This is a genomic window from Bradyrhizobium sp. 40, assembly GCF_023100925.1.
Classification (GTDB): Bacteria; Pseudomonadota; Alphaproteobacteria; order Rhizobiales; family Xanthobacteraceae; genus Bradyrhizobium.
On sequence record NZ_CP064688.1, the window covers coordinates 6,454,363 to 6,469,776 of the forward strand.

Here is a 15,414-nt window from a genome sequence, read left to right on the forward strand (position 1 = left end):
CCGTGCAGACCTCCTCAGAACTTGTAGACCGCGCGGGCATTGGTGCTGAAGATCTTCTTTCGCTCGACTTCCGTCAGCGGCGTCTTGAAGACGAAGCGCGGATCGTCGAAATCCCAGTGGGGGTAGTCCGACGAGAACAAGAGACGATCGATGCCGACCCATTCGATCAGCGAGCGCAGGTGCCGGGCTTCGTCAGGTTCGTCGATCGGTTGCGTCGTGAACCAGAAATGCTCGCGGACATATTCTGACGGCTTGCGCTTGAGATGCGGCACCTCGCTGCGGAAGCGCTCGAAATGCTGGTCCATCCGCCACACCGCGGACGGGATCCAACCGAAGCCGCCCTCGATGAAGACGAACTTCAATTTTGGAAAGCGCTCCGGAACGCCCTCGATCACGAGGCTGGCAAGCTGCGCCGCAATCGTGTGCGCGTTGGACTGGTGCTCCTCGACATAATAGGACGGCCAGCCGCCACCGGTCGGCGCATGCCCGCCATAGCCGCCGACATGGATGCCGAGCGGCAAGCCCAGCGCCTGCGCACGTTCGTAGATGGGCCAATAGCGGCGGCGGCCGAGCGGCTCGTTGGCGCGCGGCGAGACGTTGATCTGGACGTACTCGCCGATTTTCGCGCAGCGTTCGATCTCGGCAATGCCGAGATCAACGCCGTCCTGGCCGACCAGGATCGAAGCTTTCAGACGCGGGTCGCGATGCGACCAGAACGCCAGTTGCCAATCGTTGATGGCGCGCTGGATCGCGGCGCCGAATTCGAGGTTCTGCTGCGAGAAGATGAAGAGATCGAGCACCTGCAAAATCCCGAACTCGACGTCGAGCGGATCGAGATGCTGCTTCTGCATGAAGGCGAGATCCGAGCCGGGCGGTCCGCCGGTCGGCGGCCAGGCATCGCGGCGCGCGATCAGCGGCGAGGAGCGCGGATAGGGCGTGGTGAACAGATAGGGCGTGCGCAAATGGCTGCCATATTCCTTCAGATGCTGCTGCCAGCGTTTGGGCAAGAACTCGTTGAGGTCGTCGGGCGAATGCAGGCTCGGATGGACGTCGCAATCGACGATGCGCAGCCGCGAAGCGGCGGGCTTCTCGTCTTCCCGCAGCGGGCGGTCGATGACCTCCTCCATGCGAACCTCCAAAGTCAGTTGGCGAGCGACAGCCGCGGAAACGTCTCCAGCGGGTTGTCGACGCACATCTTCGAGATAATGCTATTCGGCAGGTTCGGCGGGATCGGATCGTCGCCGTCGAACTGCCAGTGCGGATAGTCGGACGCGAACAGGAACATCTTTTCCGAGCCGATCTGGTCGATGATCTCCTCGACGCTTCTGGCGTCGCCCGGCGCATCAAACGGCTGCATGGTGACGCGGAAATTCTCGCGAATGATCTCAGCCGGCTCGCGCTCGACCCAGGGCACCTCGACGCGCACTCCGCGCCAGGTCTTGTTGGCGCGCCACATGAAGGCCGGCAGCCAGCTTACGCCGGATTCCATCAGCACGACCTTGAGGTTCGGAAACTTGCCGAACACGCCCTCATAGATCAGGCTCAAGATCTGCGCCTGAAACGCCTGCGCCTCGATGAAGTAATATTCGTAGCGGTGCGACGGCCAGCCAGCCGAACTCGGCGCCTGCCGATATTGCGTGCCGGCGTGGATCGCGAGCGGCAGCTTGTACTTTTCCGCGAGCCGATAGACCGGCCAGAAATGCCGCCGTCCCAGCAGCGTCTCGCCCTGCGCCAGCACGAGGATCGAGACGAAGCGGTGATCGCCGGCGCGGCGCTCGATCTCCTCGACCGCCAGATCCGGGTCCTGCATCGGCACCACGATCGAGGCACGCAAGCGCGGATCGCGCGACAGCCACTCAGTCGCGATCCAGTCGTTGATGGCCTTGCAGAAGTCGGCCGCCATGTAGGGATCGAACACGGCCTGCGCGCCATAGAGCACGTTGAGGATCGCGTGACTGGCACCCAACTGCTCGAATGCGCCCTTCTGCACCATCGCAAGATCGGAACCGGGCTTGGCGCCGTTCACCGGGCGCCAGTCGGCGCGGCCCGCCAGCGGCATGCTCGGCGGATAGGAGGTGAGATCGAGTCCATCGATGGCGCGGCTCACCACCTGCTCTTTCCAGTGATCGCTGAGATAGGGCAGTAGCGTCGTGCGCGTGCCACCAACCGCCGGGTGGATGTCGCAGTCGATCCGCGTCGCTGCCATGAGGTTCCTCGCCGAGATCTTGTAAGCACATCTTATTGGCGGCGTTCTTGTGCGCCGCCTGTGAAGACTGCCCCTGCCCGTGCGGTTGCGCAAGAGCGCACGCCCGCGCGATCGTCATGGCTCTGTTGCATTTCGCAGGCGCGATATGAGGTGTGGCGAAATGCGTTCCGGCGCGCAAGGCAGCGGAGCGACTTGCTCCGCTGCTTCCTTGCGCAATGGCCATGCCTATCAAGCCGCCTTGGAGACTTCCATCAGCAGACGTTCCGCCTTGGCATCCTCGATGCGGTTCACCATCCGGCTGCTTTCATGATTGTCGCGGACCGTCTTGGTCAGGGTGATGCAAGTCTGGATCAGCATGACGATGCCCATGGTGAGATAACCCTTCATCCAGAGGTCGATCGGGAGGAAGAAGATGCCGATCGCGATGAGGAAGGCGGAGGCTGCGAAGGACACGTAAGTGAAAGTCACCCAGGCGCCGCTGTGGGGCTGGCCATTCTGGTTCACGATGGTCTCCTGTCGGTTCGAATGATGATGAGGTTTGGGATCAGGCAGTCGGCGTGCGCTTGGACTTCAACCGCGCCAGCACGTCGTCCGCGGTCGTCTTGAGCCGGGGGCCAAAACCCTGCTCGGCGAGTTTTTCGGCGATGGCGAGCGGACCGGTGGCCGCATCGAGCTCGACCAGCGCGTCGTCGGCGGCCTGGGCTTCCATCTGCCGCTCACGAAGACGCCTCAAAGTGCTCTCCGCCTCCGGCAGTGTGGATTCGTAGGGGCGTGCCGCCTCGATGCCGCTGCGGCGAAGCGAGCGCACCGCCTCCGAGGCACGGGCGACGCGGCGGCCGCGGTCGAGCTCGGTGATGCGGGCCTGCGCGCTTGCGACGTGCCGCTTCAGCCGCGCGATTTCGGTTGCGAACAGCGCACGTGCCGTCAGTGCCGCATCGCGATCGGCCTCCAGGCCTGCGATGGCTTCGGCGGCATCGTTGGCGAGATCCTCGCGGCCGCCATCGAGCGCCGCTACCGCGCGCGTCTCGATATCGGCGATGCGGGCGACGGTCGCCTCGAGCTTGCGGCCTTCCTGCTGGTCCTGGGCGATCGCCAGCGCCAGCGTCCGTTTGCCACGCTCGACGGCGGCGGCCGCGTCGCGCATCTGTTGATCGAGGATCAGAAGGGCCGTCCGGTCCTCCAGCTCCTCGCCGGCGGCGGCCACGCTGCCGCGGAAAAGTGTCACTACGGTCTTGAACATCTGAAGCTCCCTGTTATGAGCGTTGCTCACAGACGGTTTGTAGCAAGAAACTTGAACATCGTTCAATAAATATTTGAGCAATGCTCAGAAATTTGATCGCGGATGACTAAGGCATTGGAACGCCGAGAGAAACTTCGATTCGATCTGATCCTGGCGGCGGAACGAATGATCGCCGAGAGGGGATTGGCGGGCCTAAAAACCCGCGATCTCGCCCGCGAGATCGGCTGCGCCAACGGCGCGGTCTACAATCTCGTCGCCGATGTGGATGAGCTGATCCTGCGCGTGGGCTCGCGCACTTTGCGTCGGCTCGACCAAGCGCTGAGCACAGCGGAAAGCGCGGGCGAGCCGTCGCCACAGGCGACCCTGGTCCGCATCGCCCTCGCCTATTGCGGTTTCGCCGCGGAAAATCTCGAACTGTGGCGCGCGCTGTTCGAGCACCGCATGGAAGCCGACAAGCCCCTCCCCGACTGGTCCATCGACGACCAGCTGCAGCTGTTTCGCCACGTCTACGAGCCGCTGGCCGCGCTGTTTCTACAACGCAGTCGGGAGGAGCTCGGCATCACCGCGCGCAGCCTGTTCTCGGCGGTGCATGGCATGGTGGCGCTGGGCCTGGAGCAGAAGCTGGTCGCGGTACCGCTGCCGGCGCTCCGGAAGGAAATCGCGGGCCTGGTGCGCGCGATGATTGACGGACTGATCGCGGTGTAGAGGCCGGGACAGCACAGCTCAACTGTCGGCCACGCCTGACTAAAATTTCACCTGTCGCGGCGCATGCAGCGCGCCTAGCTTCGCGAGGTTCACGCCTCTCTCGGGAGCCTCCCATGCCCCTCCTCATCCGCGGCGGCACCGTCGTCAATCATGATCATTCGCGCCGTGCGGACGTGCTGATCGACGGCGCGACCGTCGTCGCGGTCGGGCAATCGCTCGATGCGCCGACGGGGTGCGAGATCATCGATGCGGGCGGCGCTTACGTCATCCCGGGCGGCATCGATCCGCACACCCATCTCGAAATGCCGTTCATGGGCACGGTCACCGCGGACGATTTCGAATCGGGAACCAAGGCGGCGCTGGCCGGTGGCACCACCATGGTGGTGGATTTCTGTCTGCCCGATCCAGGCCAGTCGTTGCTCGCGGCCTATCAGGAGTGGCGGCACAAATCCGAGAAGGCGGCCTCCGACTACGGCTTCCACATGGCGGTCACGTCGTGGTCGAAGCAGATCCATGACGAGATGGAGACCGTGGTCAAAACCTACGGCATCAACACCTTCAAGCACTTCATGGCCTACAAGGGCGCGCTGATGGTGAACGACGACGAGCTCTACAACTCGTTTGCTCGCTGCGCCCATCTCGGCGCCACGCCCGTCGTGCATGCGGAGAACGGCGACGTCGTCGCCCTGATGCAGGAGGCGCTGATCGCGCACGGTGTCACCGGGCCCGAGGGACACGCTTATTCACGACCGCCGGAGGTCGAGGGCGAAGCCACCAACCGCGCCATCATGATTGCCGACATGACGGGGACGCCGGTCTACATCGTGCACACGAGCTGCCGCGAAGCGCATGAGGCGATCGCGCGCGCACGTGCGGCGGGCAAGCGCGTCTATGGCGAGCCGCTGATCCAGCACTTGCTGCTCGACGCGGGTGAATATCAAAACAAGGATTGGGATCATTCCGCGCAGCGCGTGATGTCGCCGCCGTTCCGCGACAGGTCGCATCAGGATAGTCTTTGGGCCGGCCTGCAAGCCGGCTCGCTGCAGGTGGTCGCGACCGACCACTGCGCCTTCACCACCGAGCAGAAGCGGTTCGGGCTCGGCGACTTCAGGAAGATCCCGAACGGCACCGGCGGCCTCGAAGATCGCCTCGCGCTGCTGTGGACCGCGGGCGTCACGACGGGGCGGCTGACGAAGGAAGAATTCGTCGCAGTGACCTCTGCGAACATCGCCCGCATCCTCAACATCTATCCGCGCAAAGGCGCGGTCGCCATCGGCTCGGACGCGGATATCGTGGTTTGGGATCCCAAGGCGAGCAGGACCATCAGCGCGAAGCGGCAGATGAGCCGGATCGATTACAACGTGTTCGAGGGCTTTTCATGCACCGGCGGACCGGCGGCGACACTGTCGCGCGGCCGCATCGTCTGGAAAGATGGCGATCTGCGCGCCGAGGCCGGCGACGGCCATTATGTCGAACGCCCGGCGTTCTCGCCCGTGCATGTCGCCAATTCCACCTGGAAAGAGCTGACCGCCCCGCGCGCCGTGAGCCGCGGCGCGGTGACGCCGTAGGATCGAAGATCCGCGCAGCATGCGACGCCGTGAAGCGCGGCTGATGGCATGCGCCTTGCCTCTTTAGGGTGCAAATCTCTCAAGAGTGAGGCTCCCATGAGCGCATCATCTTTCAACCTAAACCGCCGCGGCGTGCTCGGCGGTCTCGGCCTTGCCGGAATGACCGCCCTCGCTCCGCGCTTTGCCTCGGCGCAGGGGCGCAGCGAGACGCTGCTGGTGGTGCAGGAGCTCGGGCCGAACTCGCTCGACATGCAGGGCGTCGGCTCCAACCAGACCGTGAACGGGCTGTCCTGGAATTGCTACGATCGCCTGCTGAGCTACGCCTCCAAGAACTTCCCCGACGGTACGCTGTCTTATGACCGCGAAAAGCTCGCGCCTGAACTCGCCGAGAGTTGGGAGGTTGCAGCCGACGGCATGTCCTGCACGTTCAAGCTACGGAAGGACGCCAAATTCCACGACGGTACGCCGGTCACGGCGAAAGACGTCAAATGGTCGTTCGACCGCGCGGTGAAGGTCGGCGGCTTTCCGACCTTCCAGATGTCGGCGGGATCGCTGGAAAAGTCCGAGCAGTTCATCGTGGTCGACGACCACACCTTCCGCATCGACTATGTGCGCAAGGACAAGATGCTGCTGTTCAACGTCGCGGTGGTCGTGCCCTTCATCATCAACTCGGAGCTCGCGAAAAAGAACGCGACGTCGGAAGACCCGTGGGCACTGGCATGGCTCAGGAACAACGAGGCCGGCGGCGGCGCTTACAGGATCGAAAGCTGGAAGCCGGGCAGTGAGACCGTGCTGGCGCGCTTCGACGATTGGAAGAGCGGACCTCTCCCGAAGCTCAAGCGCGTGATCGCGCGCGACGTCCCCTCCGCCGGCACTCGCCGCGCCATGCTGGAACGGGGCGATGCGGATATCTCTAGCGGCTTTGCGCCGCGTGACTTCGAGCAGATCATCAAGGAAGGCAAGGTCAAGGTCTCCGGCGTGCCGATCCCGAACGCGCTCTGGTCGGTCGCGCTCAACACCGCAAAGCCGCCGTTCGACAATGTGAAGCTGCGCCAAGCGGTCGCCTGGGCGATGCCTTATGAGCAGATCCAGAGCAGCGCGTTCTTCGGACGTGCCGTTCCCATGTATGGCGGAGTAGCAGACGTCTCAAAGCCGGTCTGGCCGCAGGCGTTTCCCTACGTCACCGATCTCGACAAGGCCAAGGCGTTGATGAAGGAGGCGGGATTCGAAACCGGCTTGGAGACGACGTTGTCGCTCGACACCGGCACCGCCACGGTCGGCGAGCCGACCGCGATCCTGATCCAGGAAAGCCTGGCCAAGATCGGAATCAAGGCGGCGATCGAAAAGATTCCCGGCGCGAACTGGCGCACCACGCTGAACAAGAAGGAACTGCCGCTCGCGCTGAATCGTTTCAGCGGCTGGCTCGATTATCCCGAATATTACTTCTACTGGAATTTCCACGGCAACAACTCGATCTTCAACATCTCCTCCTACCAGAACAAGGAAATGGACGCGCTGATCGACAAGGCGCGGTTCACCACGGATGCCGCCGAGTACGACAAGGCCGTGAAGGATTTCATCGCGCTCTGCATGCGCGATGTTCCCGTCGTCCCGCTCAACCAGCCGATCCACGATGTCGCCATGCAGAAGGGCATCACCGGCTACGAATTCTGGTTTCATCGCGAGCCTGACTACAGGCAGTTCGTAAAGGGCTAGTTTTGGCGGGCGACGCTGACGGTGCTTGAGACGGCTCGCGCCTGCTCGGACGGGAAACCCCGCGCGAGCCGCGCCTCGCTCGCGCGCAGCATCGCCGTATCGAGCTTGCCGTGCCGCGATCCATCCAGGGCGCAAGCGAAAATCCGGTAGAACTGCGCGCCGTCATAGGCGACCAGCAGCAGATCGACGCCCGCGTTGATGGCCTCGACCACGGCCTGGCAGACGTCGTGCTGGTAGATCGCGCCCATCACGAGATCGTCGGTCATGACGACGCCCTGATAGCCCCATTTGTCGCGAATAATCCCCTCGACGACACGCTTCGAATGCGAGGCGGCGCGATCGGGATCGACGGCCGTGAGCGTGACGTGGCCGACTATGAGCGCGCTGCGCGAATGCGACAGCACCTCGCGGAACGGAAGCCAGTCGGTTGCTTCCAACTCCTTCACCGGCGTATCGAGATTGGCGCTGAAATGATGCGTGTCGGTGCGCACGCGCCCGATGCCGGGAAAATGCTTGAGCGTGGCGCCGACGCCGGATTGTTCCAGCCCGCGCACATAGGCGCTCGCGATCGCGCCAACGACGGTCGGATCGGTCGCAATCGCGCGCTGACCGATCAACGTGTGAAAATCGAGGCGATTGCGCCGGCCCGGCGGCTTGAGATCGAGCACCGGTGCGAGATTGAGGTTGACGCCGAGCCCGGCGAGGTCACGACCGTGGATGCGGCCGAACTCTGCCGCTTTGGCCTGCTGGTCATCGGGGGCAAGCCCGGCAAGCGTCGCCAGCGCCGGCAGCTTCGTCAGCGGCGGCGCAAGATGCCCGACGATGCCGCCCTCCTGGTCCGCGGCGACGACCAGCGGCGGCAGGCCGGCGGCGCGCCGCTTGTCCTGTAGCGCCGCGATCTCGGCACGCAGCGCCTCGACTGTCCGGCCCCGGATGTTGTGCCGGGTGACGTAGACACCGCCGATCAAGCCTTGCTCGGCGAGGCGCGCGACCTCCGGGAGGGAGGAATAGCCGACCATGAAGTGAGGTCCGAGCTGACCCGCCTCGGCCGCACTGGCGGCAAGAACATCGTGCTTGCGCAGTTCGAATTTCAGGTGCGCCGCCGACATCAGGAGCGGCGGAACGCACCAGAGCATGACGAGCAGCTTGCCGGCGGTTGTGCACCAACGTCCCCTGCGCAGCAGCACGATGACGATCACGATGCTTGTGACGACAAGCGCGATGTTTCCGGCGCCGCGCAGCACGAGCAGATAGGGATCGTTCTTGTTAGCGGCCGCAAATGCGACGAGAGGGGCGGCCAGCCAGAGCAGGATGAGACCGGTGCGGTTGAGGAGCTGCATGATGCGTCACGCCCAAGGTGATGTATGCATCGCACCTATCAAAGCGATTTGCGCCGCGTAAGGACTAAAACCGCGCCTGCACATAATCTGCAAAAGACTCCTGAAGCCGTGCAGACGACGATCCCGCCTTCTGCACAAACGACGTTCAGACTTCGTGATGCCACCATTCACGAAAGGCCATTTGGACATGACGAGCCTGGCTACGACGTCGACGACGGAAATCAAACCGATCAGGCCTTCGGCGCTGTCGGCAAAGCTCGCGTTGGCATTGGTGCTCGCCGCGCTCGCCGACTTTCTGCTCTACGGGCAGCGATTGGGGCTGTCACTGGTGATCATGGCCATCGCGATCGCCTGCGCCTCGCTGCTCGCCAACCACGCGACGCTGGATCATCGGCGTGCTGCGATTGGCGGCGCGATCGTTGCGCTTGGTCTCGTTCCGGCCGCGGAAGAGCTCAACACGCTCTCGTTTCCAATCCTCGTGGCAGCGCTGGTCGTCGCCCTCCTGCTCGCGACCAATCCGGAGACGACCGGGCTCGCCGACCGCACCCGCGCGCTGCGAAACTTTGTCCTGATCAATCCCTTCAGGGTCTTCCCCGATGCACTTCAAATCTTCAACATGTCGGCACTCACCCGGAGCATCGCACTCTGGTTTCTGCCTGCAGCGCTGAGCACGGTCTTCATCGCACTGTTCGCCGCGGCCAATCCATTGATCGAGCAGTGGGTGTTCCTGCTCAATCCAAAGTGCATCCTCGACTATGTCAGCTTCCCGCGCGTGCTGTTCTGGACCATGATGCTGGCGCTGGTCTGGCCGTTCATCCACGTTCGCTGGCGGCGCAGGACGATTGCCACCACGACGGTCGTCGATGGCCCCGTGCACCCGCCGCTGCCGTCCCAAGTCTCGGCTCAGTTCCTGGGCCCCTCCACCATCCTGCGCTCGCTGATCCTGTTCAATCTGCTGTTCGCGGCGCAGTCCATTCTCGACGGCATCTATCTCTGGGGTCATGTCGCGCTGCCGGCCAACATGACTTATGCCGCCTATGCCCATCGCGGCGCCTACCCGCTGATCGCCACCGCCCTGCTCGCCGCCGCCTTCGTGCTGGTGGCGATGCGCCCAGGTGGACCGGCCGAAAAATCAAAGGTGATCCGGCTGCTGGTCTACTTCTGGGTCGGGCAGAATGTACTTCTGGTCGCGTCCTCCATCCTCCGCCTCGACCTCTACGTCGACAGGTACATGCTGACCTATTGGCGCATCGCCGCTTTCATCTGGATGGGGCTGGTGGCACTCGGGCTGATCCTGATCGTGGCCCGCATCGCGCTCGACCACACCAACCGGTGGCTTGTCGGCGCCAATCTGATCGCGTTAGCGATCGTGCTCTATACTGTCTCGCTGGTGAACTTCGACGCGTTCATTTCCGACTACAATCTGGCGCACAGCAGTGAAATGTCGGGCAAGGGCATGATGATCGATACCGACTACCTCCTCACACTCGGACCGCAGGCGCTGCCCGCGCTCGACAAGGTAATAGCCCATCGCAAGGGCGACGACTGCCTTGCGCGGCGCCGCGATCGGCTTGTAGAAGCTCAGCGGCTGAACATGGTCTGGCGGGCCTGGAGCTTTCGGAGCTGGCGGCTGCAGCGCCGGCTCGATGCTGGGGCCAAAAGCCAGCCCGGCAATCAGCCGGCAGGCTGAGCGGAGAGATTCTTGGCGCATCGCATTCTCATCGTCGACGACGAGGGCCACATCCGCGAGGTCATCCGCGTTGCGCTAAAGAAGGCCGGCATGGACGTGATCGAAGCGCGCGACGGCAAGGAGGCGCTGAGCCGCTTTGCCACCGACAAGCCCGATCTCATCGTGCTCGACATCGGCATGCCCGAATTCGACGGCCTCGACGTCTGCCGCGAGGTGCGCAAAGGCTCCGACGTGCCGATCCTGTTCCTGTCGGCGCGCGACGAGGAGATCGACCGCATCCTCGGCCTCGAGATCGGCGGCGACGACTACGTGACGAAGCCGTTCAGCCCGCGCGAGCTGGTGGCGCGGGTCAACGTCATCCTGCGCCGTCTCGGCCCGCGCAATGGCGAGGCCAAGGCGGGGCCGTCTGCACTCGCGCAAGGCGGCCTGTTGATCGATCCCGAGCAGCATGTCGCGTCGTTCGCCGGCACGCCGCTAAAGCTGACCGCGATCGAGTTCGGCATCTTGCGCGCGTTCCTGACCCGGCCGAGCTCGGTGTTCAATCGCGAGCAGCTGATGCGGGCCGCCTACCAGCTCAACATCCAGGTCTCCGACCGCACCATCGACAGCCACATCCGCAACATCCGCGCCAAGCTCGCGGCGCTGGCCTGCGACAATGTCATCGAGACCATCCACGGCGTGGGCTTCAAGCTCGGCCGCTGCGAGAAAGAGGCATGAGCGCGGCGCCGGACAAATGGCGGCCGTCGCTCACCCTGGTGATCTTCACGGTGCTGGCGACCGTCGGCGTGCTGCCGCTGGTCGGCCTGTTCTTCTTCCGTCTCTACGACAACCAGCTGATCCGCCAGACCCAGGCCGAGCTGATCGCGCAGAGCCGCGTGCTCGCGACGATCTACGCGCAGGAGATCACGGCGCGGCTCGACAGCGGCCTGACGCTCGGCGCCGAGGTGCCGACGAACGTGCTGCCTGATCCAGGCGACCAGGTCACCCCGATCCGTCCCGCGCTTGACCTCACCGCCAACGACCTGCTGCGGCGGCGGCCAGAGGCGCAAACCGCTCCACAGCCGCCGCAGCCCGTCTATGTCGAGATCGGCGCAAAGCTGACGCCGATCATCCGCGAGACCCAAAAGGTGACGCTGGCAGGCTTTCGCATCCTCGATCCCCAAGGCGTGGTGATCGCCGGGCGGCAGGAGGTCGGGCAGTCGCTCGCCCACATCGAGGAGGTCGCGGACGCGCTGCATGGGCAATACCGCGCCACCCTGCGCAACCGCGTGCCCGACAAGCCGCCGCCGTCGATCTATTCCTTCAGCCGCGGCCTCGGCGTCCACGTGTTCTCGGCAATGCCTGTCATCGTCAACAACCGCGTCGCGGGGGTGATCTACACGACGCGGACGCCGAGCAACATCTTCGACCATCTCTATCAGGAGCGGGCGAAGTTCGTGCTGGCGGGGCTCGCCGTGGTTCTCGGCACGATCGCGATCGGCCTCGTATTCTCGCGCACCATCACGCTGCCGATGCGCGAACTGATCGATCGCGCCACCAGAATAGGCCGCGGCGACCGTGAGGCGTTCAGGCCGCTCCGACACTACGGTACGCGCGAGTTCGCGCAGCTCTCACACAGCTTCCTCGGCATGGCCGAACAGCTGGCGCGGCGCTCGGACTATATCGCGACCTTCTCGGCCCACCTCACCCACGAGCTGAAATCGCCGCTGACCTCGATCAAGGGCGCCGCCGAGCTGTTGCAGGATTCGGTTCAGGGCAAAGCGGGCAGCCTGACGCCGGCCGAGCAGGAGACGTTCATCGCCAACATCCTGTCCGACACAAAGCGGCTGGAAGCGATGGCGCAGCGGCTGCGCGAACTCGCGCGTGCCGAAAGCCTGCCGCAAAACGAGCGCACGGAATTGGCGCCGGTGATTGCCGACCTCAGGAGCCGATTTCCGGCGAGCTCGATCGAGGCCAGCGGCAGCCTCGACCTGATGATCGGCATGTCGGCCGAGAAGGCGCTGATCGTGCTGTCGCATCTCGCCGACAATGCGATGCGGCACAAGGCTGGGGCCATCAGGCTGGAGGCGATCGACGAGCGCACGACCCTGCGTCTGACCGTGACCAATGACGGCGAGGCGATTTCGGCGCCGAACCGCGACAGGATCTTCGACGCGTTCTTCACCACCCGCCGCGACCAAGGCGGCACCGGGATGGGGCTCGCGATCGCGCGCGCGGTGATGGCGAGCCATGGTGGCTCGATCAGGCTCAAGCCGACCGATCAGGGCGCGGCGTTCGAGCTCCAGTTTCCAATGGGCTAGATCGCGAACACCCAGGCGGCGACGATGGTGCCGATGGTGACCAGACCGGCGATGGTCCAGCCGGCGGCGTATTCCAGCTCAGGATGACCGGTCGCCCGCATGATTTCTGCCGGATCGGCGGTATGCTTCTCTGCCATGACAGCCTCGCACGTTACTTTCCGCGTCATATGTAAGTCGCATCAGCCACCATTAGGTTCCATCACGGAAATGCGAGGAATGACGCAGCTTGGTTTGTTCGCCGATCCGCAAGCAGGGCCTGCCGGCCTTCGCTATGCCGACGACTTCGTCGAGGCCGCCGTCGAGCAGGCGCTCATCTGCCGCATCGCAGCATTGCCGCTCCAGCGCTTCCAGTTCGGCGCCTTCGAGGGCAACCGCCGGGTGGCGTCCTTCGGCTATCGCTATGACTACACAGAGCAGCGGCTGGCCGAGGCCGAGCCGATCCCGGACTGGGTCGTCCCCGTCACGCGGCATGTCGAGGCATGGGCGGGGCTTGCCGGCGGCAGCGTGCGGCAGGTGCTCTGCACCGAATACGACGCCGGCGTCGGCATCGGCTGGCACCGCGACAAGCCGCATTTCGACAAAATCCTCGGCCTGTCGCTGGGCTCGTCCTGCAAATTCCGCTTCCGCCGCCGTAGCGGCGACAAATGGGAGCGTCACACGCTCGAAGCCTTGCCGCGCTCGCTTTACATGATGGACGGCGAGGCGCGGTCGCAATGGGAGCACAGCATCCCGCCGGTCGAGGCGCGCCGCTATTCCATCACCTTCCGGACGATGAAGCAGGCCTGACCGGCCGGCCAAACAAAAAAACGCGAAAACAACCCCATGCACAGTAGAACGGCCGTGTCGGCGCGAGGCTTGGCCCCGCGGCGTAACCGTTTGACACCTCGGGGCAAAACAGCCGCACCGCGCAAAGGCCCAAGGCCCGGCGAACTTGCCTTCCAATTCGCGTTTACATGCTAAACTGGTTCTACGCGCCGCCCGGAAGGGAAGCCGCGATGGCAGGCCCAGGGAGGCAAAATGAAAGCCGGTCGATTGATCCTCGCCTGCGCCCTCGTTGTCGGAACTGCCTCCGGCGTCGCCGATGCATCCGACGCGACGCCCGCAAAAGTCTCGGGCTCGACGGCGCTGGCGCTCGCGGGGGTGATCGCGCCGCTGTCATCGGTGCTGTCCGGCGCCGAGAAGAAGGCAATGGCGATGCTGTTCGCCGCCAACAGCGACATTCCCTACAAGAAGCCGATCGTGGTGACCGCCGATCGAATCGTCTGTCGCGCCGGCAATGTCGACATCACCATCCGGAACTGCGAGGTCACCTTCGGCAAGAAGACCAGGACGGTGAACGGCTCCACGGCCGGCGAGATCTTCGCCACCGAAGCCCTGGCCGGCATTCCGTCCGACGGCGCCGCAGGATCGAATTTCGAGAGCCTGACCAAGCTGAGCTGCACGATCGACCCCAACGCCATCCGCCGGAAGGACGGCAGCGGCGCGGAGTGCACGTTCCAGCCGGGGAATTGAACCACGCGTGGAGGACGTGCCGAGAGAACCATGGGTGCCGTGAAATCGCCTCATGACCAGCTAACTAATAAGGCGAATTGAAAAGACGGGCCAAACGCGCGAGCCCATATCGGGCACGCAGGGCCAACACCGACATGAAGAATTTTCTCGCATTTTTTCTGATTCTGGGCGTGACGGCAGCCTCCGCACACGGCCCCTTGCCGGCGCGGCCGGCCGCGCCGTCCGATCTCGTCCGGGTCGGCCTCACCGACAACGACACCACCGCGGGCGGCACCGCGCGGCTGTGCGAGCAGGTCACCTTCTCGCGCGGCCTGCGCTACGGCGAGAGCGAAGCCAATGTGCTCGATGTCGCCACCGCCACGACCAAGGCGGATACGCCGCGGCCGGTGCTGCTGTTCGTGACCGGCGACACCTTCACCGGCGACCGCGCCGCGCCGGAGCTGTCGCGCCAGATCCAGGACCAGGCCATGTGCTTTGCCGCCCGCAACGACATGATCGGCGTGCGCGTCAACTACCGGCTGGCGCCCTCGGCGACGTGGCCAGCGGGTGCGACCGACGTGGCGGCGGCGCTGTCCTGGGTCCACGGCAATATCGACCTGTTCAACGGCGATGCCCGCGAGATTGTCGCGGTCGGCTACGGCGCCGGCGCCTTCCATGTCGCTACCCTGCTGGCCCATCCCGAACTCCAGACCGACCGCGCCGATGTCGCGGCGGTCGTGCTGGTGTCCGGGGTCTACCGCGCCGGCAAGGACGCGAGCGACAGCGAGAAGGCCTATCTCGGCAGCGACGCCAGCCAGTACAACAAGCGCTCGGTCTTCCCTGGCATCCTCAATGTCGACGTCCCGATCGTGCTGGCCTGGGCTGCGGATGATTCCGCCGGCATCACGGCGCAGGGCGAAACCTTGAAGAAGACGCTCTGCGGCGCCGGCCATTGTCCGCGTAGCGCGCTGCTGCGCAGCCGCGACGGCATCGCGAGCGCCTTCGGCCTCGACGGCACCGGCGACAGCCTCGCCGAGCCGACGCTGCTGCTGGCGCATCAGCTCGAGGCGCGCGGGCTGCCGTAGCGGTGTTGCGGACGCAGCTCCTGCAACGTCATGGCCGGGCTTGTCCCGGCCATCCACGCCTTCCTCGCGGCAC

At 64.6% G+C, this 15,414-nt stretch carries 15 protein-coding genes; 9 read left to right on the forward strand and 6 right to left on the reverse strand.

Annotated elements, in window-relative coordinates:
• Window positions 1-14 precede the first annotated feature (14 nt).
• From IVB40_RS30930 to IVB40_RS30945, 4 genes are all read right to left on the reverse strand, one after another.
• Window positions 15-1,127 carry an amidohydrolase family protein gene (locus IVB40_RS30930; protein WP_247817240.1) on the reverse strand — a complete coding sequence of 371 codons (1,113 nt, stop codon included), beginning with the start codon at window positions 1,125-1,127 and terminating at the stop codon, window positions 15-17.
• A 14-nt stretch (window positions 1,128-1,141) separates the two neighbouring features.
• The gene (locus tag IVB40_RS30935) at window positions 1,142-2,206 is read right to left on the reverse strand and encodes an amidohydrolase family protein (RefSeq protein WP_247817241.1); all 1,065 of its coding nucleotides are present in this window, start codon (window positions 2,204-2,206) and stop codon (window positions 1,142-1,144) included.
• Window positions 2,207-2,434: 228 nt separating this feature from the next.
• Window positions 2,435-2,710 (reverse strand): YiaA/YiaB family inner membrane protein, encoded by a 276-nt coding sequence (locus tag IVB40_RS30940; RefSeq protein WP_007615098.1) that lies wholly within the window; start codon window positions 2,708-2,710, stop codon window positions 2,435-2,437.
• A gap of 40 nt (window positions 2,711-2,750) precedes the next feature.
• Window positions 2,751-3,446 carry a PspA/IM30 family protein gene (locus IVB40_RS30945; protein ID WP_247817242.1) on the reverse strand — a complete coding sequence of 232 codons (696 nt, stop codon included), beginning with the start codon at window positions 3,444-3,446 and terminating at the stop codon, window positions 2,751-2,753.
• Between the two features lie 102 nt (window positions 3,447-3,548).
• Here IVB40_RS30945 and IVB40_RS30950 point away from each other — a divergent pair, with 102 nt between their 5' ends.
• The 3 genes from IVB40_RS30950 to IVB40_RS30960 all read left to right on the forward strand — a co-directional run bounded on the left by IVB40_RS30950 (window position 3,549) and on the right by IVB40_RS30960 (window position 7,435).
• Window positions 3,549-4,151 carry a TetR/AcrR family transcriptional regulator gene (locus IVB40_RS30950; RefSeq protein ID WP_247817243.1) on the forward strand — a complete coding sequence of 201 codons (603 nt, stop codon included), beginning with the start codon at window positions 3,549-3,551 and terminating at the stop codon, window positions 4,149-4,151.
• A gap of 113 nt (window positions 4,152-4,264) precedes the next feature.
• Window positions 4,265-5,719, forward strand: coding sequence for a dihydropyrimidinase (gene hydA / locus IVB40_RS30955; protein ID WP_247817244.1), 1,455 nt, complete (start codon window positions 4,265-4,267; stop codon window positions 5,717-5,719).
• Window positions 5,720-5,815: 96 nt separating this feature from the next.
• On the forward strand, window positions 5,816-7,435 hold the full coding sequence (locus IVB40_RS30960) for an ABC transporter substrate-binding protein (RefSeq protein WP_247817245.1): 1,620 nt from the start codon (window positions 5,816-5,818) through the stop codon (window positions 7,433-7,435).
• On the opposite strand, the gene IVB40_RS30965 is transcribed toward IVB40_RS30960, so the two are convergent.
• The gene (locus tag IVB40_RS30965; RefSeq protein WP_247817246.1) at window positions 7,432-8,775 is read right to left on the reverse strand and encodes a glycoside hydrolase family 3 N-terminal domain-containing protein; all 1,344 of its coding nucleotides are present in this window, start codon (window positions 8,773-8,775) and stop codon (window positions 7,432-7,434) included. The genes IVB40_RS30960 and IVB40_RS30965 overlap by 4 nt on opposite strands.
• Before the next feature lie 187 nt (window positions 8,776-8,962).
• Between IVB40_RS30965 and IVB40_RS30970 the strand changes: the two genes are divergently transcribed.
• The 3 genes from IVB40_RS30970 to IVB40_RS30980 are packed head-to-tail and all read left to right on the forward strand — an operon-like array spanning window position 8,963 to window position 12,765.
• A complete protein-coding gene (locus tag IVB40_RS30970; protein ID WP_247817247.1) occupies window positions 8,963-10,465 on the forward strand; it encodes a DUF4173 domain-containing protein in 1,503 nt (500 codons plus the stop codon).
• A gap of 12 nt (window positions 10,466-10,477) precedes the next feature.
• On the forward strand, window positions 10,478-11,182 hold the full coding sequence (locus IVB40_RS30975) for a response regulator transcription factor (protein ID WP_247817248.1): 705 nt from the start codon (window positions 10,478-10,480) through the stop codon (window positions 11,180-11,182).
• Entirely contained in the window at window positions 11,179-12,765 is a 1,587-nt protein-coding gene (locus IVB40_RS30980; RefSeq protein ID WP_247817249.1) for an ATP-binding protein, read from the forward strand. Before IVB40_RS30975 ends, IVB40_RS30980 begins: the two co-directional genes overlap by 4 nt.
• Here IVB40_RS30980 and IVB40_RS30985 read toward each other — a convergent pair.
• Entirely contained in the window at window positions 12,762-12,902 is a 141-nt protein-coding gene (locus IVB40_RS30985) for a hypothetical protein (protein WP_007597071.1), read from the reverse strand. The genes IVB40_RS30980 and IVB40_RS30985 overlap by 4 nt on opposite strands.
• A gap of 79 nt (window positions 12,903-12,981) precedes the next feature.
• On the opposite strand from IVB40_RS30985, the gene IVB40_RS30990 reads away from it, so the two are divergent.
• The 3 genes from IVB40_RS30990 (at window position 12,982) to IVB40_RS31000 (ending at window position 15,341) form a co-directional block, all read left to right on the forward strand.
• Entirely contained in the window at window positions 12,982-13,551 is a 570-nt protein-coding gene (locus tag IVB40_RS30990; RefSeq protein ID WP_247817250.1) for an alpha-ketoglutarate-dependent dioxygenase AlkB, read from the forward strand.
• Window positions 13,552-13,782: 231 nt separating this feature from the next.
• Window positions 13,783-14,277, forward strand: a complete 495-nt coding sequence (locus IVB40_RS30995; protein WP_247817251.1) for a hypothetical protein — start codon at window positions 13,783-13,785, stop codon at window positions 14,275-14,277.
• A 134-nt stretch (window positions 14,278-14,411) separates the two neighbouring features.
• Window positions 14,412-15,341 carry a carboxylesterase family protein gene (locus IVB40_RS31000; protein WP_247817252.1) on the forward strand — a complete coding sequence of 310 codons (930 nt, stop codon included), beginning with the start codon at window positions 14,412-14,414 and terminating at the stop codon, window positions 15,339-15,341.
• The last annotated feature ends 73 nt before the right edge of the window (window positions 15,342-15,414 follow it).